This window comes from Prosthecobacter sp. GW821-HT29F12 (genome assembly GCF_058803405.1).
In genome coordinates this window covers 2584458-2610494 of sequence record NZ_CM179517.1, presented here as the reverse complement: position 1 = coordinate 2610494, position 26037 = coordinate 2584458, and the positions used below count along the sequence as shown (strand labels likewise).

Annotated in this window: 17 protein-coding genes, 1 other RNA gene and 1 pseudogene; 5 read left to right on the top strand and 14 right to left on the bottom strand. The window is 55.3% G+C overall.

Annotation, left to right across the window (positions count from 1 at the left end):
- Window positions 1-52 precede the first annotated feature (52 nt).
- Both AC3RLQ_RS10755 and cysS read right to left on the bottom strand, forming a co-directional pair.
- Window positions 53-655 carry a 3-keto-disaccharide hydrolase gene (locus AC3RLQ_RS10755; protein WP_493036913.1) on the bottom strand — a complete coding sequence of 201 codons (603 nt, stop codon included), beginning with the start codon at window positions 653-655 and terminating at the stop codon, window positions 53-55.
- Window positions 656-994: 339 nt separating this feature from the next.
- The gene (cysS, locus tag AC3RLQ_RS10750; RefSeq protein ID WP_493036911.1) at window positions 995-2401 is read right to left on the bottom strand and encodes a cysteine--tRNA ligase; all 1407 of its coding nucleotides are present in this window, start codon (window positions 2399-2401) and stop codon (window positions 995-997) included.
- A gap of 401 nt (window positions 2402-2802) precedes the next feature.
- Between cysS and ssrA the strand changes: the two genes are divergently transcribed.
- From ssrA to AC3RLQ_RS10730, 4 genes are all read left to right on the top strand, one after another.
- Window positions 2803-3154, top strand: a transfer-messenger RNA (tmRNA) gene (gene ssrA, locus AC3RLQ_RS10745).
- A 190-nt stretch (window positions 3155-3344) separates the two neighbouring features.
- Window positions 3345-4136: a hypothetical protein gene (locus tag AC3RLQ_RS10740; RefSeq protein ID WP_493036909.1), complete on the top strand. Its 792-nt coding sequence runs from the start codon at window positions 3345-3347 to the stop codon at window positions 4134-4136.
- Window positions 4137-4244: 108 nt separating this feature from the next.
- On the top strand, window positions 4245-4598 hold the full coding sequence (locus AC3RLQ_RS10735; protein WP_493036907.1) for a hypothetical protein: 354 nt from the start codon (window positions 4245-4247) through the stop codon (window positions 4596-4598).
- Between the two features lie 121 nt (window positions 4599-4719).
- Entirely contained in the window at window positions 4720-7215 is a 2496-nt protein-coding gene (locus AC3RLQ_RS10730; RefSeq protein ID WP_493036905.1) for a DUF5906 domain-containing protein, read from the top strand.
- A 969-nt stretch (window positions 7216-8184) separates the two neighbouring features.
- Here the strand turns inward: AC3RLQ_RS10730 and AC3RLQ_RS10725 are convergent.
- From AC3RLQ_RS10725 to AC3RLQ_RS10685, 9 genes and pseudogenes are all read right to left on the bottom strand, one after another.
- Window positions 8185-9168, bottom strand: coding sequence for a hypothetical protein (locus tag AC3RLQ_RS10725; protein WP_493036903.1), 984 nt, complete (start codon window positions 9166-9168; stop codon window positions 8185-8187).
- Between the two features lie 237 nt (window positions 9169-9405).
- Window positions 9406-10182 carry an HNH endonuclease gene (locus AC3RLQ_RS10720; RefSeq protein ID WP_493036901.1) on the bottom strand — a complete coding sequence of 259 codons (777 nt, stop codon included), beginning with the start codon at window positions 10180-10182 and terminating at the stop codon, window positions 9406-9408.
- Window positions 10179-13199 carry an RNA-directed DNA polymerase gene (locus AC3RLQ_RS10715; protein WP_493036899.1) on the bottom strand — a complete coding sequence of 1007 codons (3021 nt, stop codon included), beginning with the start codon at window positions 13197-13199 and terminating at the stop codon, window positions 10179-10181. The genes AC3RLQ_RS10720 and AC3RLQ_RS10715 overlap by 4 nt, the downstream gene beginning before the upstream one ends.
- A complete protein-coding gene (locus tag AC3RLQ_RS10710; RefSeq protein WP_493036897.1) occupies window positions 13196-14224 on the bottom strand; it encodes a hypothetical protein in 1029 nt (342 codons plus the stop codon). The genes AC3RLQ_RS10715 and AC3RLQ_RS10710 overlap by 4 nt, the downstream gene beginning before the upstream one ends.
- Window positions 14225-14235: 11 nt before the next feature.
- Window positions 14236-14775: pseudogene (locus tag AC3RLQ_RS10705) on the bottom strand (IS630 family transposase); the annotation flags it as partial.
- The gene (locus AC3RLQ_RS10700; RefSeq protein ID WP_493031933.1) at window positions 14757-15173 is read right to left on the bottom strand and encodes a transposase; all 417 of its coding nucleotides are present in this window, start codon (window positions 15171-15173) and stop codon (window positions 14757-14759) included. The gene AC3RLQ_RS10700 and the pseudogene AC3RLQ_RS10705, both read right to left, overlap by 19 nt.
- 144 nt (window positions 15174-15317) lie before the next feature.
- Window positions 15318-16127, bottom strand: a complete 810-nt coding sequence (locus AC3RLQ_RS10695) for a hypothetical protein (RefSeq protein ID WP_493036895.1) — start codon at window positions 16125-16127, stop codon at window positions 15318-15320.
- Between the two features lie 142 nt (window positions 16128-16269).
- Window positions 16270-18291 carry a hypothetical protein gene (locus AC3RLQ_RS10690; RefSeq protein ID WP_493036893.1) on the bottom strand — a complete coding sequence of 674 codons (2022 nt, stop codon included), beginning with the start codon at window positions 18289-18291 and terminating at the stop codon, window positions 16270-16272.
- A complete protein-coding gene (locus tag AC3RLQ_RS10685) occupies window positions 18288-22256 on the bottom strand; it encodes an Eco57I restriction-modification methylase domain-containing protein (RefSeq protein WP_493036891.1) in 3969 nt (1322 codons plus the stop codon). Before AC3RLQ_RS10685 ends, AC3RLQ_RS10690 begins: the two co-directional genes overlap by 4 nt.
- Window positions 22257-22550: 294 nt before the next feature.
- Here AC3RLQ_RS10685 and AC3RLQ_RS10680 point away from each other — a divergent pair, with 294 nt between their 5' ends.
- Window positions 22551-22841, top strand: a complete 291-nt coding sequence (locus AC3RLQ_RS10680; protein ID WP_493036889.1) for a hypothetical protein — start codon at window positions 22551-22553, stop codon at window positions 22839-22841.
- 243 nt (window positions 22842-23084) lie between these two features.
- On the opposite strand, the gene AC3RLQ_RS10675 is transcribed toward AC3RLQ_RS10680, so the two are convergent.
- From AC3RLQ_RS10675 to AC3RLQ_RS10665, 3 genes are read right to left on the bottom strand one after another with little or no spacing between them, the layout of a single operon-like run.
- Window positions 23085-24296: a PDDEXK-like family protein gene (locus AC3RLQ_RS10675; RefSeq protein ID WP_493036887.1), complete on the bottom strand. Its 1212-nt coding sequence runs from the start codon at window positions 24294-24296 to the stop codon at window positions 23085-23087.
- Window positions 24297-24309: 13 nt separating this feature from the next.
- Complete coding sequence (locus AC3RLQ_RS10670; protein ID WP_493036885.1) at window positions 24310-24951, bottom strand: hypothetical protein; 642 nt, start codon at window positions 24949-24951, stop codon at window positions 24310-24312.
- Window positions 24948-25985, bottom strand: coding sequence for a PDDEXK nuclease domain-containing protein (locus tag AC3RLQ_RS10665; protein WP_397385640.1), 1038 nt, complete (start codon window positions 25983-25985; stop codon window positions 24948-24950). The genes AC3RLQ_RS10670 and AC3RLQ_RS10665 overlap by 4 nt, the downstream gene beginning before the upstream one ends.
- Window positions 25986-26037: the final 52 nt, after the last annotated feature.

Sequence of the window (26037 nt, the reverse complement as noted above, 5' to 3'; positions counted from 1 at the left end):
GCATTGATCATAAATCTGCCGCCCTTCCTGCGCCCCATCCTCCCAGCGCACCTCACGGCACTTCCTTGATCTGAATATGCCGGTACTCCATCACGCCGCGGTCGCCTTCGAGGCCGATGGGGCCGGTGGCGGGGAGTTTGAGGGCGTCTTCCAGCACCTCGCCGTTGCAGGTGCAGTGGGCCACCCCATCCTTCACCTCGACCACGATCTGGTTCCACTCCTGCGGCTTGTACGCCTTCAGCTCCTTATACGGACCCGCCACGAGGTAGTCGCGGCACTGCAGCTGCGGCTTGCGGATGAAGACGCCGCTGTCCGCATTCACGCTGGCGCGGAATTCCAGCTTGAGGGTGAAGTTCTTCGGGAACTCGGCCACGGTGTAGATCTGCCCGGTGAGCTTGTCCATCTCGGTAGGGAAGGTCACGGCAATGACTCCGTCCTTCACGATGTAGCGCCCTGCATCGGCGGCTTCGGTCTTGCCATCGTGCTTAGCGGTGATCGCGCCCGGATTCGGATCATCCTTCTTCGTCTTCTCGCGGAAGCACCAGCCGGTGAGATCCTTGCCGTTGAAGAGCGAGGTGAAGCCCGCCTCCGGCTGCCAGTCCTCCGCATGCAGGGTGGAAACGGCGAGGGCGAGAAGCAGGGCAAGGTGTTTCATGGTGATGAAAAAGCAGTTCACGACGGTTTTCTTCCGCCCGGCCGAAAAAAGCAAAACAAAAGAGCGAACTGATGTTCGCGATTTCGCAAAGGGCGCAGCGGGCCCCGTGCGCGATGGCGCGTATTTGGAGTGCGGTCGCGGAGTGAGGAACGAACGAAGCTACCGCTTTCGCAGGCCGGACGGCAGACAAAAGCCACGAGACCCACGAAAGCACATTCTCCTCGGAATGCGCAGGCTGCATGCCTCACGCTCACCATGAGACGCTCGAAAGCGGCAGCTTCACTCGTTCCTCGCTGCGCAGCCACGCTCCATATTCTGCTGCGAGCACTCACCACCGCCTTACTTCGCCACCACGGTAAAGCCTTCTTTGCTGTCCTTGATCAGCCAGCCGGCGGCTTCGAGTTCTTTCCGCAACGTGTCGGCTGCGGCCCAGTCTTTGGCCTGTTTTGCGTCCCAGCGCTGCTGCGCCTTGGCCTGGATGTCCGCAGGCACATCGGCGGCGGCTTCATCAGCGATGGCAGGCAGCGTGAGGCCCAGAGCCTGGAGCATGAAGTGCAGGCCGTTGCGCGCGGCGGCGGCTTCTTCCGCAGAGAGCGCGGCGGGCTTGAGCTTGTTCAGCACGGCGAAAACGGCGCCGATGGCACCGGGCACGTTGAGGTCGTTGAGCAGCGTTTCCCAGGCTTCGGCAAACGGGCCTCCTGATTTCGCCTCGGGCAGGGCAGGGGAGAGGGCGGCCAGAGCCTTGTCCGCCTTCGCCAGCTTTTGCAGCGCCTGCCGTGCGGAGTCCAGGCTGTGCATGGTGAAGTTCAGCGGCGCGCGGTAGTGGCCGGAGATCAGCACGTAGCGCACCTCCACGGCGCTGTAACCGCGCTGGGCCAGGTCTTCCAGCGTGTAGAGATTGCCGATGCTCTTGCTCATCTTGCCGCCGTCCACCATGAGGTGGGCCACGTGCATCCAGTGGTGGGCAAAGTGCCCGTGTGTACTGCAGCAGCTCTGGGCGATCTCATTCTCATGATGCGGAAAAATGAGGTCCACGCCGCCGCTGTGCAGGTCGAAGTCCTCGCCGAGGTATTCGAGAATCATGGCGCTGCACTCCAGGTGCCAGCCGGGTCGGCCTTCGCCCCAGGGGCTGGGCCAGAAGTTCTCGCCGTCCTCCGGCTTGCGGGCCTTCCACAGGGCGAAGTCGGTGAGGGAATCTTTCGTGTACTCGTCGCTGTCCGTCGCGCTGGCGGCCTCGCTGGCACCCAGGCGCAGTTCGCGGTCTTCCAGGTGGCTGAGCCTGCCGTAGTCTTTGAAGGAGGAGACACGGAAGTACACGCTGCCGTCCGCCGCCGCGTAGGCATGACCACCGGCGATGAGTTTTTCAATCATCGCCACCTGCTGGGAGATGTGCGCCACGGCGGAGGGCTCGATGTGCGGCGGCAGGAGGTTCAGCGCGGCGCAGTCGGCATGAAACTTCTGCGTCCAGCCCTGGGTGAAGGCGGTCAGCGTCTGCCCCGCCTTCTGGGAATCGCGGATCGTCTTGTCGTCCACGTCCGTGATGTTGCGCACGTGCAGCGTCGGCGTGCCGGAGGCCTCCACCACACGGCGCATCACATCCTGCGCCACAAAGGTGCGGAAGTTGCCGATGTGCGCCGGGCCATAGACCGTGGGGCCGCAGCAGTAGAAGCGCAGCGTCTTGCCATCCAGCGGCGTGGTTTCGCGATCGGTGCGTGTCAGGGTGTCGTGGAGCTTCAGGGCGGGCATGGGGGCGTGGAAAATGAATGGTGAATGCGGAATGTCGAGCGCGGGAATGAGCCGAGGTGGGTGGCATCAAGAGGTCCCATGGCAGTCAAAGGGCCGAAATGCGTGATCGAAGCGGAATCGTCCTCGTCCTCGTCCTCGTCCTCGTCCTCGATCCCGCCACCCCGCCACCCCGCCACACCCAGAACATGCGCGCCATGCCAGGCACGTATTGTAGTTCCGCCTTCAGGCGGTTCTGGTCGCGCTACCCAGAATCCAGATTCCGGCTACTGCGCAGCCGCGAAGCGAACCCGGTACTACGGAACAGCGCTGGGTTGCTCGCGGCCGCCTCCAGCATTCCACGCCACCCGCCGATGCCCCTTGACCACGCCCCGCCATGGCGTATCCTGAGGCCTCTCCAAAACGGGGGCGTACTGGTTTCGACGGGTAGCCTTAGTTCGGAGCTGCATGCCGAGGATGATTCGTTGGCCTCGTTAAACACCGGATCAAAAACACAAATGCAAACTCTAACGAGCTAGCACTCGCAGCTTAAGCCCTGCGACATCCTTCAGGCAATGTCTGGTAGCCTGAACGATGCCACTACCAGGCTGGTTTGTTGGCCGGGCGACCGGGTCACAAACGAGATCAAACAGGACGCTGGGTGAAGAGTAGGCTGTCTCAAGCCGCCTCCCACCGAGACCAAAGATGAGACTGAGCATGGAGACGCTACGGGCAACGACTATTCGGACAGGGGTTCAACTCCCCTCGCCTCCACTTCTTTGAGGGTCAAGGAAGTAGCGATGGAATAAGAGGCGAGTAAGACACAGGGTAAGACAATGACGCAGATGGACTTTGATGACTCGCAGCTTCCAATTGGAGAGCCAATTGTGGCGTTCAAAGCGATGGGACTCATCTAACTCTGCCTTGTGGGGGTGGACAAAATAGCTGTGACACGTCATTGATTTGAATGAGCAGTTCCGAGAAAAAAGAGGAAACGAGCGGGAATTCGACGATTTCTGCCAATCTCGTTAATCAAGCGGCAGCAGTTGCAAATTTGGCGCTTATCATGGCTCAATGTGAACGGAACGCAGATTTGGCCTTACTTGATGATGCCACATCCTTGCTTCCTACGGCTCAAAAATTGTTGGAACGGTCGGCATCACAATTGTCCACTCAGCCTTTAAGTATTAATTCGGCTACCGTTAAACAGCTTTACACATTCGACGAACTGTGTGCTGACAAAACAAAGCCAGTTCGCATTGCTGATGATGTGGTGTGGATCCCATTTGCAGAGGATGGGAGCAAATTTCGCGAACTTCTTCGCGCCTGTGCCAGTGCGTCTATAAAAACCCAAACCGAAAAGTGGGACGGGTATGTGGCCAAGATTTTATGCAGCATCGCAATTGAGCCTCCCACAAACCCAGAAGAAATTGATCCAAATGAACTGGAAATTGACAGTCTGCTTCAGACAAAAGGCGATTCCATCGTCAGAATACGGGGGCATGAAGTAAATGAGCTCCTCAGAATTGCCCGCGCTAATATTACAGAGAAGGGAGCGCGAAGTTTGGACTGGGCTCAAAAGATCATCGACAGTTGGCGTAAAACGCTGGCTGCTCAGCTCTACGAATTGTGGCTGAAAGAAGCGCGAGATCCAGGACTCACGAGAGATTTTGTCATTTGGCTAGTTGAGCAAAGAAAACAAAAAAACATTACCAAAGGGGTGCGAGGTAAGAGCTTGTTGGCATGCCCTCCTGATTGAGTCTTTTCAGGCAGAGTTTCGGTCGTAACTGAGGTGAAATCCGCCTTATCAGCCCCTTAAAACGATTGGATTAGGAGAAAAAAACTCGCTGTAATATCGTCTGCCGACATGAGCAATCATCGGCAACATAAGAATCATCCAACTTCTCAGGCCCCGGGCGGACCTGCGAGGATTATCACAAGCCGTCCATCCATTGCAGGGGATATTCCCAAAGGGTTTGAAAAGAGGTTTGAACCTGCATCTCTTGATGAGTGCGAGTTCATTCGGTTGCCCTCGGTTTATGAGCGCTGTCGTCTGACCGGCTTGAGTCGTTCGGCACTGGTATCCACTGCCAAGGCGGCAGGGGCATTTATCTCGGTCCGTCTTCCCGGAAAAGTTCGCGGGGCCGTGCTCATCGACAAGACGAGGTTGATGGAATTTCTGCGCAGCCAGGTCGTGATGGTGAAGGAGGGCGAGAAGTAGTGGATTTCCCGAGCCAACAAAACCCACCACCACCATGAACGGACCACCAAACAATAACGAAGCCGTCGGAATTCCAGTTCCGACGGCTTCAAAAAATTAACACCCACAGCTTTCGAGGACAATGAATGACAAGTTTTCAGAAAATACTGCCGCGTCTGAGGCTGCGCAACCTCCATGTGTAGTGCCGAATTCAAATCCTGAATCAGCGAGGATCTACCCAAGCAATAAGGACCCGCTTGCAGATTGTGGGCCGCCTCAACGTCCCGGCGTTACAAACCGCACGTTGCGTGACAATTGCATCCAATTGCTCAGCAATCCACCACTTGGACTTCGTCTGCGAATTCCCTATTTTAAGCCACGCGAGGAAACTGCACGCAGAAATCCAATTCCTGACGGTCACGGAGATTTTTATCGTGAACGCCTCATCAACGCGGTCGGCGATCAGCCGAAATATCACCAGCCAAAGGAAACTTTCCCCCACGCCTACTTTCCGAATGGGTCTTTCGATCTCATTAACGAGCGCGGTACCATGATCGTTACTGAGGGCGAGTTTAAGGCTTTGTCTCTAGCTGAGGCGGGTTACCCAGCAGTCGCTATCGGCGGCATTCATAATTTCGCGATTGGCGACGCCCTTGTTCCCGAGCTTGAGTTTCTCTTTACTCAATGTGGACCTGTCGTTCTATTTCTTGGTGACGCTGACACGGCTTTAAATCCCCAATTTGCGCATGCTGCGATCAAGTTCCAAAAGCTGGTGGTCGCGAAACTTCCACACACAATATTCAAACTGCCAAGGATGCCGCTGGCTGATCTCGGCCAAATGAAGGGCATCGATGACGCCAGGAAGGTGCTTGGAAAGGAAGACTTTGAGCCATACTTCAAGGACCTTCTCCAGAATGCTCTGGTGCTTGAGCAGGGGACACGCACTGAGGATCTCGTCTTTGAACTGATCAATCGTGAAACGGCTGGGTTGAATATCCTTGTGCAAAAATCCACTCATCAGGATAGCCATGACATTCTCAAGAAACTGACACGAGTTGCAACAGCATGCGGCCCGACCCGTGGCCAAATGGTGGCCCAGATGGCAGTCGATGCTGGGCTCTTGAAAAGCGTTTCGCTCTTTAAGCGGGAACAAAAGGTGCAGGCCCGTAAAGACGCAGGAAAGCGTTCGGAAGAGACAGCCAAAACTCCTCCTGAAATGTACTATTATCCAAAAGGGGCCAAAAACTACCTCTACCGGACCTCCTACGGTTCTTACACGCCCGTAGATCGTAGGGGAGCCACCAACCATTTGGTGAAGTGCGGATTCATGTGCAAAAACTGCGGTGAGAATTCGCTTTCTGAGACAGATTGTTTTTTGACGGATTTGGAAGCTCAGCCAATGGACTGGGTTGGCTCTCTGGCAGGCAGAAAATCCGGCATGCACTGGATCAACCAAAAACGCATTTTGGTTACCACATCACCCGCTTTGGTGCCCCCTCTTCAGGGTGAATACCCGGTTATCCGTGCGTTCGTAACCGGACTTCTAGACTACGATCCTGCAACAGATCCAAACCCTTCGAAGAAGAGTGACGATCCTGTAAATCAAAGCTGCGTTTTTTTCTCCTGGCTGGCGCTTGCTGTCAGGGACCTCTACGTCGATGGCAAATTCTGCCCGGCCCAGGCACTGGTGCTTGCCGGCCCAAAAAGAGTGGGGAAAAATGTCTGTCAGGAAATCATTACCCAGTGTCTCGGTGGCCGCCACGCCTCCCCGTTTTCAGCCATGGTTGGGGAAACCGCTTTCAATGGCGAACTTGTGGGTGCCGAGCACTGGATGATCGCCGACGAGCAGCACGGGAACGGATATGCTGAAAAGCAGAAACTGCAGTCGGCTATCAAGAAGTTCTGTGTCAACCAAAGCCTCTCGTTCAACGCTAAATATAGCGAGGCCATCAGCCTCGATCCATATCGCAGGCTCACCATTTCCCTGAATGATGATGCGGAATCCTTGAGGGTCCTTCCAGACCTCACAGAAAATGGTGCCGATAAGCTGATGAACCTTCACGCTTTCGGAAAACCTTTTCATGGAGAGGGAACCTCCTTCGATTGTTTCGGTGACTGGTGGAAGGTCGTGCTGAGCGAGTTGCCAGCCCTTATTTATGATCTCATCAACAATTTCAAAATTCCGGGGGAACTCCAGGACCGGCATTACCGAGTTGTCTCTTACCATAACGAAGACCTCGTTGAGGCATTGCAATCCACAAAGCCCGAAACCGCCTTTGCTGAGATTGTGCTCCGGTGGCTGACTCCCCAGGTACACATTCATGGAACCGCTCCTTGGCGTGGCACTGCGAGTGCGCTGATTGCTGCATTGAAGGAACGGGGGTGCCGGGAGATCGATGGCGTTGACCACTACAACAAACCCTTCCATGTGGGACGTTATCTCTCCGCCCTGTGTCGAGCGAAGCCGGAAAGCTTTTGCCACGGTGGGGTGGTTGACGGCTACGCCACGTACTTCATTGGCACACGCCTCCCGCCTGGTTCACGACAGCCACTGCCCGGTGAACTGCCTCCTCCGTTGCCACCAACGGAAACGATTTGCCCAGGACCGGATCTGCCACCGCCGCTCCCGCCTGAATAGCAGGGTTCTCAGGTCTGCTGGAAATGGTCAAAGTGGAGAAGTGTAGAGCAATTTCAGATCTAATAGAGGAGAAAAAGAAAAGTTCATGAAATTGAACAATCAATACAAGTCTCTCCAAAGCAAAGATCTCCACTTCTCCACTTCGGCCACTCCTGATTACCCCTACCGTCGCCCGCCCGGAGACCCTCCACCCATTGCACCATCGGTTTTGATTTCATAAAGTGAGCAATTTGGTCCTGTCGTCGCATGAACTCGCGCCTCCTTACCGACTCTGAAAAGAGGGAAAACAAGCGTTTGCGCATCGCTCGCTGCAAAATGCGGGAGAAGCACCTACGGGATGAGGCCATGATCATCCGCATCGGACAGATGCTGCCAAGTGCGGACCTCATGGAGGATGTCCTGAGCCCATTTGAGGCTTTTTCAATGCTGTACCGCCCGCTTCAGAAGGGCAGGGCCATGGAGCCTCTCATCCAGCTCCGTCTTTGCCGCCCAGGGTTGATTGAAGCACAGTCCCCCGTAGATCCTGTGGACTCCCCCCACCGTGTCGTTGAGGCCCCACTGCTGCATCGCTCACGTCGCAGTCGGATTTATCCCTGGCTGGTGCCTCCCGTCCGAGTCTCCCTGCCCGCCGGGATGTCATTGGCTGAACTCAAGGATGAAGCGGATAGTTGGAAGTGCGCCCCCATTGAGCCCTATGCCACGCTTGACCGGCTTCACTCCTTCACCGGCTCCTGGCAGCAGGCGGCTGATCTGGAACTGCAGCTAGGACTGATTACGACCCCCATCCCGGCCGCCATGATTGTAGAAATTGCACGGGCACGGGAGTTTTGGAACACCTGGTCCGCCGGCAGCCACCACCATCAGACCGCTTCAAAGGCAGGGCTGCTGCCAAAGCTGGAAGGCAGCAACTGGGCTTGTTTTGATCACGCCGGGTTGATGGCGCTTCTGCCAGGTGTGCGACTGCCCCGGTCAGTCTGCCGGGATTTCTATATGCTGCGGCTCGAAGGAAGTGTCATCCGACGTGACCACAGGCTGGTCATCTGTTCCCGAAACGGTCACGATCTTGCTATTCACCCGCTTTAGTGGTGGTGCATTGAGCATCAGGCACTTTGCACGTCTGCCCCCTGCAGGCATTGCACCCGGGCCGTTTGTTTGTCCGAGCGATAGTGCCCGCTCATTCACCTCGGGGGTGAAGAGATCTCTTTCCGCAGCTTCTAACATCCAGGCCACCCACGTCATCCCCTCATGGTCTCGATCTTCCTGCACAGGATTTTTCGCTGCGGCAGCAGAAACCATCAAGTGGCGATTAAAATCATCCGCCCCAGGTGGAAGCCCTCCGTCATTCAGATCTTCGATGTACTCCATCGCACGAGCAGCAACTGCGTAGCGAACCTGATCGCTCAATTCCAGAATCTCTTCAGGCGTCCTTGATTGACGAGCCGAAAGCAGATGAACGACCCCATCCAGGCCCTTGTGGAATGCGCTTTTCAGAAGCCGGCGTTCGCGGGATTTGGCTTGGTTTTCGCCTCCGCAAAAGTCACGACGCAGAAGAGATTCGAGCCATGATTCATTGTGAATGTAGCGCTCAATATCAAAATACATGCGGCAGAAAATAAAGATGTTCCGACGCGAAGTAACGACCTCTTTCGCCATTTGATCGTAGGTCATTCCGGCCAGCGCCATGGCTCGAATGTTTGATGCAATGCCGGTCATGCCGTTATGCTGCTGACAGCCAAGCGCATATCGCACCGCCTCGGGAATGAGAGATGAGCCCAGATGATAGCGCACCACCTGCCGGACCACGACATCACGCTCGTCTTCAAGCAATTGCACCCAGGATTGGTTCCCTCCACTGGCAGCGTGCTTTTTGAGGTAATCAGCGACCACCTGATGCCTCCAGTCAGGTGAATAATCCGACCCTTCTTCGAGGCTGCGAGTGATGGGAGCGATCATGGAGAACGCTCGGATACGATTTAGATAATTCCATAAAAAAAACGAGTTACAGTCAGACTGGTCTAGCTGGCGGTTTCATTCTTCCATGGGCTGGGGTGGTAGCGGTACGGTAAAACGGTCTTCAAAGTTGCCGGCGGGCATATCTTAAGCATCACCCAGTTTGCAGAATTGGCCGTTACTGAGACGATGAAGACGCATCAAAAAAGGTGAGCTTCAGGTCAGGGAAATTCACTGGCATTAGTTGTACTCAGGGGATTTGTTCTTCTGAAAAAGGTTTTCGCGATGCCATGCGAGGAATGGTGAGTGTTCAGCGGTGAGCCAACGGAGCTTAATTGGCTGATTGATGGCGAGCCTGGTTAAGATCTCGATGTCGAGGCGTGGGGAGAAGACTGCGGTTCCCAGCTCATCGAATGTCATGAGGCCGCAATCAAAGAGGGCGTCGATATGAGAGCAGAGGAGAAAGCCATTGAAGGCGTTAAGTCGTTCTTGGTCGGTTTCGCATCTGGCCCAGGGTTTGGCGTGGCTGGCACGGAGAAGTTCGGGGACGTCGATGCCGGTGATGGCGCAGGCTCCGCCCCAGTAGTCCATCTGGGCCTTGCGGAAGAGTTCCTGGCCTCGACGCTGTTTGACCAAGGCAAGGACCTCGGTCGTGCTCGGCGGGTTGGCACCGAGTTTGGCGATGTCGACGGCGTATTGCTCTGCAGCCTGATTCGGCAATGACATAGCCAGTTCGGCGGCCCGGCGCAATAGACAGCCCAGAGAGGCTTCCCCTCCTGCTTGGAAGGTGTTGCCACCTTGATGGAGTGATGGCAGGCTACGGACGAGCTCGGCCGTAGGCGGACCTTTAGGGAACTCCACCAGCCAAACCAGGTTCGTTTCGTTTGGTGTGACGTGAGCCTCAGCTTTGTGGCGGGCAGAAAACATAATCACTCGATCCACCGTACTCTCCCGAACGTTTTCCCAGCCGTGGGCGTAGCCGGCTTTTTCGATGAGTGTGCGTTCGAGGGAGTTCATAGCGGTGTAGTTCTTCGGGCCACTGATAGGCGTGAGGGAAAGCCGATGGGGAATGGCTTGAATTCAACATCTTTACCAGACGGAGGTATGGCATGAGACTGGAAATCTCTGAGGGCGGAGTAGTCGATCGCTCCAATGACGAAGTAATCGTTCAGACCACCCTTCACTCGGACGAGATCCCGCTTGAAGTGCTCCTTCATAGGGGCACGCATTCGGCTGTCTCCGAAGCGGCGGTTGTTGGCTTGGACAATGTATGCATGAACATCAAGAGCGGCGGACTCGATGAGGGCGGTAAATGATTCAATGTCTTGATTCCACTCGGGCACAAAAAGGACATCCACCTTGCCTTGAAAATGACTTCGATTCCGGATATCCGTTAGCTCGCTGCAAATAAGCACGCCGAAACAAAAACCTTGATGACTGTACACGGGACGGTCGAGACTAAAAGTAGTCGGTGCCATCAGGAACTTTCTCCGTTTATTTGCCAGTTCTTGGCGTTCGTTCCAAGCCGCTTGCTGCTTGGGTTGAAGTAGGAACAATGAAGTCTCGTATCCGGGGTAGGTCGTTCTGAGCACGATCAAGGCTTCATTATGTAATCCATGTTGATTCGTGGAGTCTTGCCGGTACTCCAGCCCTGCGACCACTGAGATGCCACACCCAGCGAGCCGGTTTACCATCGCCATTGCCCAAGCCCTAGGGAGGCACAGTTCAGGAAGTACGACATAATTCGGATGCGGTTGCGCTCCAATTATAGCGTCTAAAAGATGGGCAAGCCGCCGGTACCTCTTCAGCGAGAGAAGGGGCTTGCCATTAACTGCGCCCTTCCATTCATTGTCTTCGACTTCGAGGCTCGTGATGGCGACTTTCGGCTTCCAGTGCGAGATGTAGGGGATTTTGATCGTTTGAGGGTCATCGCTCTTTGCCTCCTTGATGCTAAGTGGCGTATGCTCGGGCATCCAAGTGCCACGGAAGCCCATGACTACGGAACTGAATAGATTACCATCTTTCAATAACCCTGGTGCACGAGACGTGATTTCACTCACTGGCAATGGGCGGGTCGGAAATGCGAGAGCCGTCCAGAGGGGCATTCGCAAATTGGCTGATGTCCTTAACTCATCCATGGCAGAGAGTCGAAGTGCTTCGCGGATCGCCAGTGAGCGAGGTTTGGAGGGAATATTTTCTGCATCCGCAGTTGCTGAAACCCAAGTGGTCCAATATGGGGCCTTCGCCCAATCGGCACGAGCTAGGCCGCGCGACAGTCTGGAGATCGAGGCGACAGAAGTCGGAAATTCACCAATGACACGAAAAGACTGTCGAATATGTACCAACAACTTTCGGGTCATCACGTTGGCGCTGAATACTGAGCGAAGCACGGCCTCAACGATTCGGATGCCAAGATTACAACAGGCTTCGTCAAAGACATGGTTAATGTTTCCGTCTCTGAGCCGGCATGTCTTGCGAAGAGTCTTTAGAAGTTTGACGAACTCATTGAGGAAATGTTTCGCTTCCTCCCAGTCACCACAGCCAGCCATTAGGCCCACGACACGAGGGTAGTACCGGGAGTAATCAAAGAAGGCAGGCGGTGTAATGAGATGCCTTTGAGCGAGTCCATAAAACTCGTGACGAACTCGTCGCCAGCCTGTGTCTTTGAGATCAATGTCTCGGGCGTGGGCTTCAACATCGCCTAGGAGCATGGCGAAGCCCGATCTGCGAAGCGTCACTGCATCTGCTTTGCGGAGTGCGTCGGCATCCAATGTTGCGTCAGAAGTTACCAGCAGTGCACGGAACGCCATCTCGCGTTCTGAGTCAGGCAGATCTGGTAGGTCACGAAATTCACTGCTCTGTTTGCGAATTTGTTCTTCGATAGGTCCGATCATGTCGATGCCATGCTGGCCTTTGAGCTGGAAAATCTTTTGCTTCTTCCCCACAAACAGCAGCTCCGAACCATCTGCATACTCCAGTGTAATCTTGAGCGACGGACCATCAGAAAATGGTTTCCTTTTTGTGGGTAGGATTGCTGTTGCAAGAGGGCCGAGCTTCTGGCCCAGCCAGCGCATGAATGCTTTCCCATCCGCAAAAGGTCTTGATCGATGGATCACCAGAAATACATCGTCCACATAGCGAGCGTAGTGGGCTGGCTGAATCCGATTCACCAGTCCCCTATCAAATTGGCGAAGGAGAACATTAGCAATGAGCCCCGAAGCCGACAGGCCGACAGGAAGACCTCGGGTGCCCCCGTTGTAATGCTGATGGGAAACCTCGTTCCAAGTGGAAATCGCGGTGATGATTTTCTGCGTGAATCGTTTTTGGGCTGGTGTGAGTGTGAGATCCATCTCGTCGAGATAGTCCTTGTGCAGCAAGAACGATGCATCGACTTGATGGTAGAATCTCTTTAGATCCATCGTCACAGCCACGATGCGGCGACCTTCCTTCAACTCACGTCGCATGGCCTTAAGCCCAGCAGATCGCCACTTTCCATAGGCGGAGAAATAGGGTTGGAACAAATCGGGAGAGAGGAGGTTCAATTTCCCTGTCTCCCCTGGCTGCGAGCCTTTACGGGGACGCCACCTTTTCAGCCTGTTTCCGACTGCATATCGAGTATCAAGCTTTGCTTCATAGAGGTGACCAACCTCAAGAATCCAAAGCGCGGAAATCACCATGAAATCAACAGTGGCATTGATCACCGGGCGAAAATCTGCCACAGCATCTTTTCCCGGCCTGCACTGGCGTTTCCACTGTTCGAGCGGGTCACTCGACTGGTAGTGGATCGAAGCATCTGACTCAACGTCGCCGGCTTTGACTGACTTTGGAATGCACGTCACCGCGCCGAGAAACGAGAAGTCCGTCTGCCACCTGGAACTCCGTTGATTGAGCTTTTTTTGCAATCGGATCAGGTTCGCACTCAGTTTCTGCTCGTAGTCAGCAATCTTTAATCCGTGGGCGCAATTGGTATCTCCAAAAGCATCCTTCTTGGCTTTGCGATAGGCGTTGTAAAGTTGTTCAAGACGGACTTTCATTTTGGCACCTCGGTAAGTTTTGCTTCAACATTTGGAAACCTTCCTTTTGAGTCGGGATCAGGTAGCCACCTGGGTCCTTCGTTTTGGTAGATCACTTTCCATGCAGCGCGGATTGCTCGGATTGTGAGCGTTACTGTCTCCCTCACGAATATCGCGTCAGTCTCGTGGAAAAAAATTTCTTTGACTGTGCCGAACTTGGTTGGTGCAGGACCGGGCTCGCAGTGGACGAACGCATCACGCCGCCATTTGCACTCACCAAACAAGGGATCGAAGACTGATTTGAAAGGTGCCATCGCATTATCCTGTTGGGCGATCATTGAAGGAATATCTTCCAATCGGGCTTTGAGCGATGATCTCTTTCTGTCTGGTTCTCGAAGCTTCTTTAGAGTCGCCTCGTCTGCTTGGGGATTTTCGATGACAAAGGCTGTTACGAGACCGCTGACAAATGATTCCAGAAGGTTGTAGCAGGCAAGGATCACGCTCCGGGCCAAGGATTGGCTGTTCTCGTTGTTATTCGGCCTTCGATTTCGCTGATGGTCATCAGCTATCGCCTCGGCATCGAGAAAAAGGTTGTTCAACAACGCAAGATCACGGGAGAGGTGATACTCGGGGTGACGAATCCCGGCTCCTCTGTATCCTTGAAGAATTACCTGGGCGTAGGGCGGGCATTCGATTTGAGTTCGATGGATGAGCGGGCCAAGGGCGGCTTCCACCTCATGAACTCGGCCGATCTCGAACACGGGCTGTTTGGCTGCCATCCAGGCATCATGTCTGCTGGCTAGCCACAATATGACTGTTTTTCGTTGCTGTTTGCCCCAAACCTCCGTGACCAAGGCTTTGTTGAGTTTCATGAGTTGGCGATCCAGGTCCTCAATCAGCCTCTTGAGCGGCTTTACTTGGAATAGTCGATAGTCAGGCAGATCGTCAACTCGACCTGCTTCCGGACCTAGAATGGCGACGCCAAGCAGCAGCGCTTTGTGCAGCTTCGTGGCTTCTTCGGCGAGGTTTAGAATCTGCGCGGACATGTTAGAGCATATTAAATAATACTATAGCCACAAGAAGCAAACCAACCTGCAGCGTCTTTGGCTGTGATTTTTGAGAATGCCAGACTGATGGCTTGGTCGAGTTGCTCGGGGGTGCGGGCCTCGGCGCTGCGCAGCAGCGCTTTGATCTTGCTCCACATTTTCTCAATGGGATTGAGGTCGGGCGAGTAGGCCGGCAGGAACCGCACCTCCGCTCCTGCTGCCGCCACCAAGCGCAGCACTTCCGGACTCTTGTGCACCGCGAGATTGTCCATCACCACAATGTCACCTTGCTTGAGTGTTGGGCAGAGCACCTGGCCGATATAGGCCACAAAGGCGTCGGTGTCGGCGGCTCCTGCCAGGTGCATGCAGGCCGTGGTGCCATCGAGCCGGATGGAGGAGATCATCGTGGTGCTCTGCCAGCGGCCACAGGGGGCTGCGGCATGCAGCCGCCGCCCACGGGGTGCCCTGCCGCGCAGGCGCGTCATGTTGGTCTTGGCACCGCTCTCGTCGAGAAAGACCAGCCGCCAAGGCTCTAAGCCGCCTTGCCGGCGCTTCCAGCAGCGGCGTGCTTTGCGGACGTCCTCCCGGTCCTGCTCGGCGGCGCGGAGCGTCTTTTTTTATATGTCAGCCCCATGTCCACGAGCACATAATGAATCGCGGGCAGCGTGCACTTCAGCCCCAGAGCGTCGCGCAGTTCGGCCAGCGTCATGTCGGGCTTGCGTTTGAGCTGCTGCCTAATGGTCATGCGGTGCTCAGCCACAATGAGCTTCTTGCGTCCGGCGAGGTGGTGCCGGGACTTGATGCTGCCGGTCTTGCGACGCTGCTGGAGGAGCTTTTTGACCATGCCCAGCGAGACGCGAAAGCGCCGTGCGATCTCATCACGCGTGCCTTCACCTTTGTCATACGCGCTGACGATGCGTTCACGCAAATCAAGGGAGAGTGTTGCCATGCCCAATGCATAGCATATCCCCGCCCAATGGCTACATTATTATTTAAAATGCTCTAGTCTGGATGGCTTAGGGCAGGTGGGCGTAGATTTGGAGGATGGCTGCTTGTATGCGCTAATGTCCCTGATTGGACCTGTCTTCGCGCTTCACAATGGGGATTCGACTGTGGTGGGCGGCAATGGGCGAACGACGCATGCGGCGATGAAACTGGGCACGTCATCGAACACGCTGCTATCGTTTTTAGTTCCGGGAGGCTGGGAAGCGTGGCTCCAGAAATTCGGCGTGCATAACACCCCTCGGAAATTGCGGACAGGCATCAGGCTGAACTCGGCATTCGGAGCATTGACGATGCGTACGGCCAGATGGTTGAGCTGGACCAGCACATCGAACGACTCCCGGTGCTGCTGATACTCATGGAGGACGTTGCCGTTCAAAGTTGCAAATCCACGGCTGATACGGAAACCGCACAAGGACTCTCGAATCCATCCAGCATAGGTCTTGCAGGAAGGCGGGAGAGCGTTTTCAAAAGCCCATCGGGAAGCGCTTGCAGGCAACTTCTCTAGTTGGCCACGCGGGGCGACTTCCCTGAGGCAGCAGGCGGTCTTCAGCATCCAACGGTTCACATTTCGCAGGTTTTCAGGAGATAATTGAAGCGTGTCGTGGGTCAGTTGGGACGACTCAATGTTGAGCCATGGCTCAATCACAGGCTTTACTGCTGCTTCGAGGGCACACATCCAGCCCGTGTTGCAGTCATGGCAGACAAGCTTGGTGACGACATTACCTGTGGCCCGAGGATTCCCATTGGTTTCCCAGCCGCCAGTGCTGGCAAACAGTGCCGGCAGCAGCGGGTCGTTCTTGCGGCCCATGGATTCAGCCAGCCATGCTGGAAAAGCATGCTCCCTACTGCCTGAAGGCTTGCCGCAGAAGATACAGGCGTTATTGCGTCGCTTGCTCATGAGGTGGGCTGAGTGCTTGCGTGCCGGGCGGCAGGAGTCGGGCGGGAAATTCAGGAGGGGTTGGTGGACGCCGCCGCTTTTGGCGCGGGAGTGGCCATATTAGGAGCGCCTTGGAGCTTCACGATAAAGAGGAAGTTGTTCATCAGAAATCTGCCTTCAACAGCCTGCCTTCCTTTGTTTTGCCGCTGAGTCTGTCTCCGAGCAGCCAGGGAGTTCCTTCCTGCATATCCGAAGGCGGATGTGTGGTCGTGGTGAGGATGTACTGAAAAGCAGCGGCCTCAGGCGGAGAGCATTCTTCCATTCTGCGAGCGTAGATGAAGAAGCGTTCGTAGATGACTCGCGCCATGTCGGCCTCCCGTGGGCCATCATGAATAAGGAACCGGGGATGATCACCCTTGCCTTCCATGCTATGAACGACGGCAGCAAGATCGAAGGCCAGCGTCTTGATAGTTTCAAGAGCCGCGCCTCCGAGTTCACGAATCCTCCTCACTGTGGGGTTCAGCCCCCTTTCCCCAAGTTCGGTTGAAGCGCTCACGCTGGTTCCCAAAACAGCTTGGATGACGTCGGCATACATTGCTGAGAAGGGCTTGAGTCGTTTTTCAGCATCCTCTTTCAAGGTTGCCAGTCCAGTCTTTAACTTTAGGATCTTGCCCTGGCCGTCGGACACCTTTTTTGCCAAGTCTGATTCGGCCTTGGTGGCCTTGAGGACATCGTCGATCTCCGATTCGGCAGTTTCCAGAATGGTTATTTCCTTCTGAATCCTTGCAGACGGACTTGGGTGACGTGCGATGGCAGCATTGAGGGCCGCACTTTTCGTGGCAATAGCTGCGGCGAGTTGATCCGCCTGTGATTCCAAACGTGCCTTTTCCGCCTCCTTAGCTTGGAGTGCGGTCGCTCGTTGTTGAGCTTGCGCTTCCAACTCGCCGATTTCGACCATTGAGGTATTTACGTCATCAGGAGACTTTGGGACACATCCTTTGTTTTTGGCGAAAATATAGCTGTTGGGACAATAATTATCGGCCACACGTTTGCCGTCACGCATTCCCTGAGTTTTGATTCGCTCGATGGTTAGAAGTTGCTCATCGGACTGTGCCTTTTCCGCAGGAATTTCCTTTGCCAACGTTTTGATGCGTGAGTCAGCCTCGGCTTTAGCCGAAAGTGATTCTTGAAGCTTTTTTCGTGCGTCTTGAACCTCCGGGCTTTCGGGTTGGTTTTGAAAGTGGTTGAGCGACTCTTGCCGTATGCTTCGCTGGCCAGTGATATGCTTTTGAGCGGTGATTAGATTAGCCAGATCGACGGTGACGGAGGGCACTTTGCTGAGAGTTCGGTCAAGACTTCTCCGCGCTGCAGAAACTGATGATTGCTTCAACGGCAGTTCAGCCTGCCAGCCTTTGATTTGATCCTCAGTTGTGGATATTTCCTGGCGGTTATCGTACTCCCCAGGGTCCAGCAAGCGAAGCACCGCACGCATGATGAGGTGCTGGGCTGTTGCGCTGGTTCGAGGATTGTCCGCCTCACTCAAAGAATCACGCCACGCAGTGATATTGGAGAATCGTGCTTCTTGGTCGCGAGCAATCCAAGGAATCAGATGGCGCCAGGCCTCAGATGGATGAATCTTTGAAAGAGGGCTGCCGCATTCGTTCTCTAAAGCTGATTGGAAAAGCTCGAAGCCGCCAGGAGCAGGATCTTCAGACCATACAGATTCCAAGGCTCCACCCTCAACTGCGAAGTCAGCTCCTAACCCGGCAAGACAGCGCCCCACGATCCATGTCTTTCCGTTCAACCGTATAGATGCGATGCTCCATAGTTCCTTAAAGGATTCAGTTACATGCTTGCATAGGTCATCTGTTCCGAAGTTGGGTTCTGCAAGAAGATGGCGCAGAATGCGACAAAAGAGAGTCTTGCCTGTGGAGTGACCGGCAATCCCATCGCGATACAGGCCTGCCGTGACTTCAGGATCCTCCGGTTCAGCCCAAAGAATGTTAAGACCACGCTGGAATTTGAAGCTGCGAATGCGGGTCTCGTCATTGAGCCCGGCCCCCAAACGACGCATGAGGTGTAGTTCTTGAAACCAAAGAAACGGTTCATGGATGTCTTGATGAGGGTTGATTGTCCTGGCGAACTTTTCCTCAAAAGTCATTTGGTGTGCTCGTTCGTGTTTCATGCGGTTTCAAGGGTGAGAAGCAGAGACTCAATTTCCTTTTGTTCTGAGATTTCGATAGCATCACTCCATTGAGCTGCGATTTGCAGCGCGATGCGAGAATCATCGACCGCTTCGTGGATCGGATTTTCTGGCAAACTGCCAGTCCAACGAATCTTGCGGACTCCTTGCTCACGCCAGATTTTTAGATCTCCGAGGATTGCCGAGCCTTTTAAAGTGGGAATGAAGTCTTTGGTTTCCAGAACTTCTTTGCGGCTCTGCCACCAAGAGACAGGGATTTCTGAAAACAGTTGCTTGCCCTCCTTCTCAAAAACGGCGGGTGCGCTCAACAACCAGTAGGCCTTTCTGAAAGTTTCGAAATCGAGATTCTGATTCAACTGCCTCAGCAACTCCGGCCAAACCACCACCCGGTAATCGTGAACCTTCTTGCGCTGAGGAGCTAGCAGGACAAATGCCGCATCCTGCCAATTTTTCACGATGACAGTGGATTCGGGTTTCGTCGTATGCGGCGGGTGGCAGCAGCTTGGATCGGCTGGCGACGGGTTGAGATGTGTCTGGTAGGCCAATCCCGTGCGGATGGCTTCACCAAGGGCATCGTAGATTTGGAGGATGGTTTCTTTGGTGCGGTAGTGGCCGTGTTTGGCTTCGTCTTTGCGCTTCACGATGGGGAAGGTGTCCATGATGTAGCTGACGGCATGGCGGGGCGTGGGGAAGGCGCGGGTGAGGGCTTCTGGCTGCTGCTGCCATTCGTTCTGGGGGCCGAGGTAGAGGTGGAAGAAGGCGGCGTCCAGCTCGCACCGAAGTAGGAAGCGCCGCTCCTCGTCCCACCGGAATGGCGGCCCGCTCCACCCGCAGTCAGTCGCGAATGCTTCCAGGTCCCACGCCGTATAGGTTAGCTCTAGCACGCGGGGGAGGAGCCAGTCGCGGAGCGATTGCGGATTGGGTATTTCGGGTTGCGTATGGTTGGCCCATGGGCAGGGCTGGGCGTAGGTGGCGGGCGGGAGGACGGGGAATTGGTTGACGTAATGATAGTCAAGCTGCGTGCCTCCAACTTTCTGCCGCGCTGAGTAATCAAAAGCGAAAGCGTTTAAGCAGGCCAACAAGCAGACCATTGAGATCGCAGGCTGTTGGCTCATCATGACTGGCGCTTTGTCCGCTACTCCTGAGAAGGGCAGAACAGCAGCAATCATTGTTCTAAAGTCACTAGTTCGCGCAATACGGCGATACACGGGAAGCCAGCGTCGAGCCTGTTGGCCGACTGTCGTCGCTTCCGCAGCAGCCACTGGCAGCCAATACCGGGGCTTAACTGTGAATGAAGGATCTTGCAGTTGGTCTAGGGGTACATCCGGCAATGCAGTTGATTCCGAATCTTCAGGCTTTGCGTCGTAATCACCGAAGCGATGCTCAAACTGGTGCATCATTTTCGCTTCGTAGAGGGGTAAATACACCTGTTCTTCTCGCCTGAATACATTGCCGTCGAGACACCATCCATCCTTAGCGAGTTCGTGTTGTTGTTTGAACATTCCACTGTCGTTCGACATGTCGAACATCCTGCTGAATCGGACAGACCATGGATTTGGAGCTTCGCCTGAATCAGCTACAAACACCGGCATTCGCCGGTAAATCAATTTGGTGAGCTCAGCGTCCGTGCTGCATCTGAAAATCGGGCAAGTCCGTGTATTGGGGTTCAGGCGAGCGATGTCATCCGCAGACAAAGCGAAAATCGTATCTGGATCTTGAAGTAGCGTTATGTCGCGAAGGAAGAATGCAAACTTTGCTTCGTCCTCACACGCATCATCTGTCCCTCGCAGCGTGAGCAAGCAAAACTTGAAACGAGCATGCCCAATATCACCAAATAGACCTGGGCCACTTTGGAAGTCGAATAAACTCACGACGGCCTTAGTCTCGACGATATCACGGAAGAAATACTTCGTTGTGTCGTCCGTAGCGATCCCAGTTGGAAGCACACAACCAATGCGCCCGGAACCTGATACGAGTGAACGATTGGCCTCGGCGAATACAGGATAGAGGTTCACATCGCCTCTTCCACAAAGTGGATAGCGCCCGCTTGAACGTAGCAGATGACTCTCTCCCTCCGCCTGCCTGCAAGCGTCAATGAATTGGCGGTAAAGAATAGGCTGTTCATTAACTAGACGGTCAATCAGGTGCTTTCGACTTGTTGCGTTTGCCGCGACCGCAATCTCTGGATTCCGTTCGGAGAACCACTCTTTCTCTTGGAGCTTAACTCTCTCCCACGGCGGGTTGCCGAGGATGCAGGCGAAGCCACCTTGGTCGAAGACTTGTGGGAATGCGAGGTGCCAGTGGAAGAATCGGTATTGGCAAGCGAGCGTTTCAACTTCGGCTTGGAGATCGTCGGGCAGGGGCTTGCTTCGGACGAAGTCGCGGAGATGGGCCGTGGTGATACCCCAAGCCGTTTCTGGTTCTTTGTTCTTGGTTGTTTTTGTTTTCGCAGCCTTGGGAGCTGGAAGGGCTGTTGCTTGGCCGAAGAGGTCGTCTTCTGTGTGAAGGAGATGGCCCTCGATGGGAGATGGAAGGTGGGAGTTTGGAGATGGGGAGGATTGGGCTTCGCCTGCGGTGGCGCGGTAGTGCTTTTTGATAACGAAGGCGGCGCACCAGAGGTCGGCGAGGAGTTTGGCGTGGCGGTATTCGGGGGTGGTCTCACTGGTGGTGAAGGCAGCTTCTTTTTGCTGAAGGGCAGTGGGCTGGCTGTCGTCCATGGCCTCGATCTGCGTGGCGGCGATGCGGAGGCGGTCGCGGATGGATTGCTCCTCCTGTTCGAAGAGGGGGCCGAAGCCGTCGCGCTCTTTTTTGTTCCGCTTTTTGAGTTCGGCGCAGGCGGCTTTGTCGTCTCCCTCGATGGCGGTGAAGGTTTCGTCGGGGAGACCGGCGGCGATGAGGTCGGGGGTGGTGCCGAGGAGGCTGTTGCCTGTGCGGATGTGGTGATTGAGGAAGCCGAGGGGCTTGCCGGGATCGACGGTTTCTAGCCAAAGGGCGACGCGGCACAGCTCGACGGCCATGGGGTTGATGTCCACGCCATAGAGGCAGCGGCTGGCGACCTCGCGCAGGGCATGGCGGTAGTCATCAGGGCGGACGGCTCCGTCGGGGGCGCGGAGTTCGGCGAGTTTTTCGGCGAGGCGACGGGCAGCGGCGAGGAGGAAGTGGCCGGAGCCGCAAGACGGATCGCAGACGGTGATGGAGAGCAGGGCGTCGATGGGGCGGTCAGGCTGCGCTGCAAGGCGGTCGGAGATGACAGGATCGAGGGCGGACTTGATGAGTTCCTGGACGAGGGAGTCCGGCGTGTAGTAGGAGCCGGTGGTTTTGCGAGCGTTGCCAGAGGTGGAAGCGTTGTCCGTAATACCAGAGAAGCCGAAGCTGCGGGCGGGGAGATCGAGCTGGGGGACGAGTTCCAGAAGGGACTCATAGACGGAGCCGAGCTCTTCAGGCCCCATGTTGCGGTAGTCAATAGCTCCGCGCTGGCCGGTCTTTTTGTCAAAGAACCAGCGCAGATGCTTCATGGCGGAGAGAAGGTCTCGATTGGTCAAAGAGGCGCTGTCTAGGTCCGAACACTGGGCCTGCGCAAAGAGGCCGCCGAGGGCGGGCAGGCCAAGCCGTGGCTGGCCGGTGGCCAAGGAGGAGAAGGTGATGCGGACGGACTGCCAGAGGTCGCCATGGGGATCGTGGGCAGATTGACGCAGGGAGCGGGTGCGCAAGCGGCGGAGGCTGTAGCCCGTTGCATAAGCCTGGCGGGCGGTGATGCTGGCGTCCTGCGGGTGCAGGAGATCGCGCTCTTCCGAGCAGAAAAGGAACAGGCAGCGGTAGATCAGGCGGAGAAGCTGCTGGAAGTAGTCTTCCTTGGTCAGGGCACCGTCATGGAGGCGCTGGCGAAGTGAATCGTTTTCCCGGTGGGTGATGAAGCCGGTGCCGAGGATGAGGAGCGCTTCCTGCACACCATCGCGGAGGCCATCGCGAATGCGGAGGCCCTGGGCGTGGCCTTCGGATTTCCACCTCTCCCAGATGCAGTCACTAGCAGATGAAGTGGCTGTGCCTGCGCGGGAGGCATGGAGCATGCGCCATAGCGCGGCGAAATCTGCATATCGCTGCTGTTCATCACGAAGGATGTTTTCGAGGTCGAACTCCAGGAAGTTGGGCCGCGTGAGGGTGTCGGCATCGCGCAAGAGGCGGAGGGTCTTGCCGTTGGTGACGATGGCCCAGAGGCTATTGCGATCAGCATTGAGGAACTCTTGGGCAAGCTGATGGGCGGATTTTCGGCGGGTGCCGGAGCCGAGAATGGCAAAGCGTTGATCAGGATCATCAAGGCCAAGATTATGCGGGGCGATGATTACAGGGAGGCGTCCGCCGATGGCCTGGGCGCTGATGGGAAAGGCGCGATCTCCAAGCTCTATTGGGGCCAAAAGCGGGTCGATGTCTACGTAGTCGAGGCACTGGCGGAAAAAACCCAGAACAAAGGTTTGGGTGGTGCTGACAGGATCGAGATCCGTGCGAGCGAGCTGTGGAACGAAGGCCTGCCATGAGGCGGTGGCAATGCGGAAAGCGCGGCCGTATTCATCGTGAATCTTGAGGCCGCGTGGGATGGCATAATCAGCCTCTTTCTGGGCGGTAGCGTCACCGCTGGCCGCACGTTCGAGCAGCTCAGGCACGAAGAGGGTGCCTTCAAGCCGGAGGGTGTCGAACGGGGTGGTATCGGTGAGTTTGCGGCGGCGGGACATTGGGGGAGAATGACGAAATCAGAATGAGGAATGACGAACGGACCGCAGTCAGGACGCGTTGTGGGTGCGCTTTTTTAACGCCTCTTTGAAGTCGCGGATGAATTGATCCAATTCGTCTTCCATCGAGGGAAAAGGAAACACCCGTGTTAAAGAGCCTGTGCTTTGATTAAGTTTGAAATCGGCGCTCATGCTGATCTCTGTCAGTATTTGCTTTGGCAGAGGGCTTTCGGGATCATCCTGGTTCTTGAAGACGATGGTTGTGTGAGCTTGAGACCTGCAGTCCACATCAAGTTTGATCCTTACTCCGCCTACACTTTCGAAAACCACAAATCCAGGAACCCAGATAAATATCCTTTCGAAGGGAGTCGTGTCATGTTGGAATGCTTCAAACAGCCTTTCGGCTCGGTAAGCACCTAAATCATTCATCATGGCGGTCAGTGCCAAGGCTGAATCGTGATGCTGTTTGTCTCGCATCAAGCCGTAAAATTTTTCCATGATTGGTTTGTTCATAAGATTTCGTCCGAGTTTGAGGATCAATTGTTGATACTGACGGAGCACGTGGGTGACCTCATCTGCGGTAGAGGTCTGGCAACATGGTAGCAGCCACCCGTGGTAAAGGTCGCCTTCTGATTCGTCATAGGCGCAAATCACCTTCAACAAGGCATGGACATCCTCGCGCTCCCTCTTTGTCCAGCCGGGTGTTTCAGGATGCTTCTTTTGATTCAAACACAAGTAAACAATGGCATCGCAGGCGTATCCCAGATCCTTGACCTTCTCCAAATAACGCACGAGCTGACGGTCCATGTCCGCCGCGCCATTGATCTTGTTTTCGATGATGATCGCTTTCTTGCTGTCCTCGTCACAAATCAGCAGGTCGATTCTTCCGGCCTCGCGGCAAACTCGTGCGTTGGAGTAGTTGGCGATTTCGATGGCGACCCCGTAGTGCTCCCGTAGGTATTTCAAAAACAGGCGCAGAAAATGATCGCCATGACCATGGCTACCTGCGGGATCGATGATTGCCTGCATGATGTCGCTATGGAGATTTTCTCGATAATAGACGTCGGAAATCAGGTGGAAGAGATTGAACCCCATATCCACCTCTCTGCGCTTCACGCACTCCAAATGCTGATGGCCAAGTCGCACGATCTCATCGTCATGAAGCCATGCAGAGACGATGCCTATGAAGTGCTCATTCAAGGCACTCACTTCGTTGAGCAGTTGGATTTTTGGCTCCATGGTTTGCATCAGATTTTGGAGCATGGTCGGCAGCAATTCATAGCGCATTGGACTTAAGGCCGTCGGGAACTCGAAGAATACCAGGAACTCCATACGATGAATTTCCGCCTAGGATTCCCGTCACGGATACGATGCTTCCAACCACCTGTGGAATGAGCAACTCCTGTCCATCACGCCAACGGCTGAGAAGCTCTTTGGCGACGTCCATGTGGCTTGGTTTGTTGTGTTGCTCATCAGTATAGCGTGAAGCAAAACCCTCAACCACATGGATGGTAATCTCCTGCTTGATTCGGAGACTAAGGGCATGGCAAAAATGTATGGCGGCCAGTGCCATGGATGCTCCAGCCATGATATTCCAATGGCGGGGGCTGCTTCGGTTGGTCTCGGAGTGGAAGCGTTCAAAGTCTCCTCTCGGGATCGGATTGCCGTCTGGATCAAAGGCTCCAGAAAGTGGAGCTTCGAGGATAAGCACGACTGCGGAATCATTCTTGCCGATCCACCTGCAAGTGGATTCCAAAAAACGGCTGTAGTTCAGTGGAGCCTGAAAATCTTGGTCAGTTGGCCATACTGCAGCACCGCATGTTTCCTTGGTCGCAGAAAAGCCAAGATCGATGGCGAGAACCGGCAGCGAGCGAAGGTGCGCCTGATTATCCTTGTTGGTGACTGGCGCGAATCTCATGCCTCTCCTTTGGATTTGGTGTCAGCAATGCGGCTCTGTGCGAGCTGGACGGCATTATGGAGCTTCTGTTCCAACAGCTTCTTGGGTGGCAAAGCGGTGAGGTATTCGGCGACTCGGATGCCGCGTGTGGCGAGTTCGAAGACTTCGATGCGCTCGTCGGATTTCTCGGCACAGAGGATGAGGCCGAGTGGTTCTTCTTCGCCCGGGCGCATCTCGTTCTTCTTGAGCCAGCGCATGTAGAACTCCATTTGGCCGATGTCTGCAGGGGCGAACTTGCCAAGCTTCAGGTCGATGACGACGAGCCGCCGCAGGCTGCGGTGGTAGAACAGGAGGTCGAGATAGAAGTCATCTCCATCGACGACGATGCGTTTCTGCCGGGCGACGAAGGCGAAGTCGCTGCCGAGTTCGACGAGGAAGGACTCCAGATCGCGGAGAATGGCGGATTCGAGATCCTTTTCGGAATAGGTGTCCTTGAGGCCGAGGAAATCGAGCAGGTAGGGATCGCGGAAAACGAGGTCAGGCGTGAGGCGATCTTGTTCGCGGAGATCGGCGAGTTCTTTTTTGATGAGTTTCTCGGGCTTCTTCGAAAGGGCTGTGCGCTCGTAGAGCATGCCATTGATCTTCTCGCGCAAGGTGCGTGTGCTCCAGCGCTCGACGCGGCACATCTCGGCGTAGAAGTCACGCTGGTGCGGTTTGTTGAGCGGGAGGAGGTCAACGAAATGCGTCCAGTTCAATTGTGTCGTCAGTGCCGACACAATCTGTGAATCTGGAAAGACCTCTGAAAATTGAATCATGCGCCGGAGGTTTCGTTCGGCAAAACTGCGGCCAAAATCGGCCTCCAATTGTGTCGCCAATGCCGACACAATTCGATCCCCATAACCGGCTCGCTTCTCCCTGAGGACGTCTAGGCGGATGCGCTCGCCGACTTTCCAGTAGAGCAAAACAAGGGCCGCATTGACGCCACGAGAGACGGTCTCCCTGGCACTTGTGATAAGATTGCGAACGTCACCGAGCAGTAGTGAGGGAACGGCCATTGGAGAGGCCGATTTCAAGATGCGGGAGCGAGATGACTTTTTGGCAGGCATG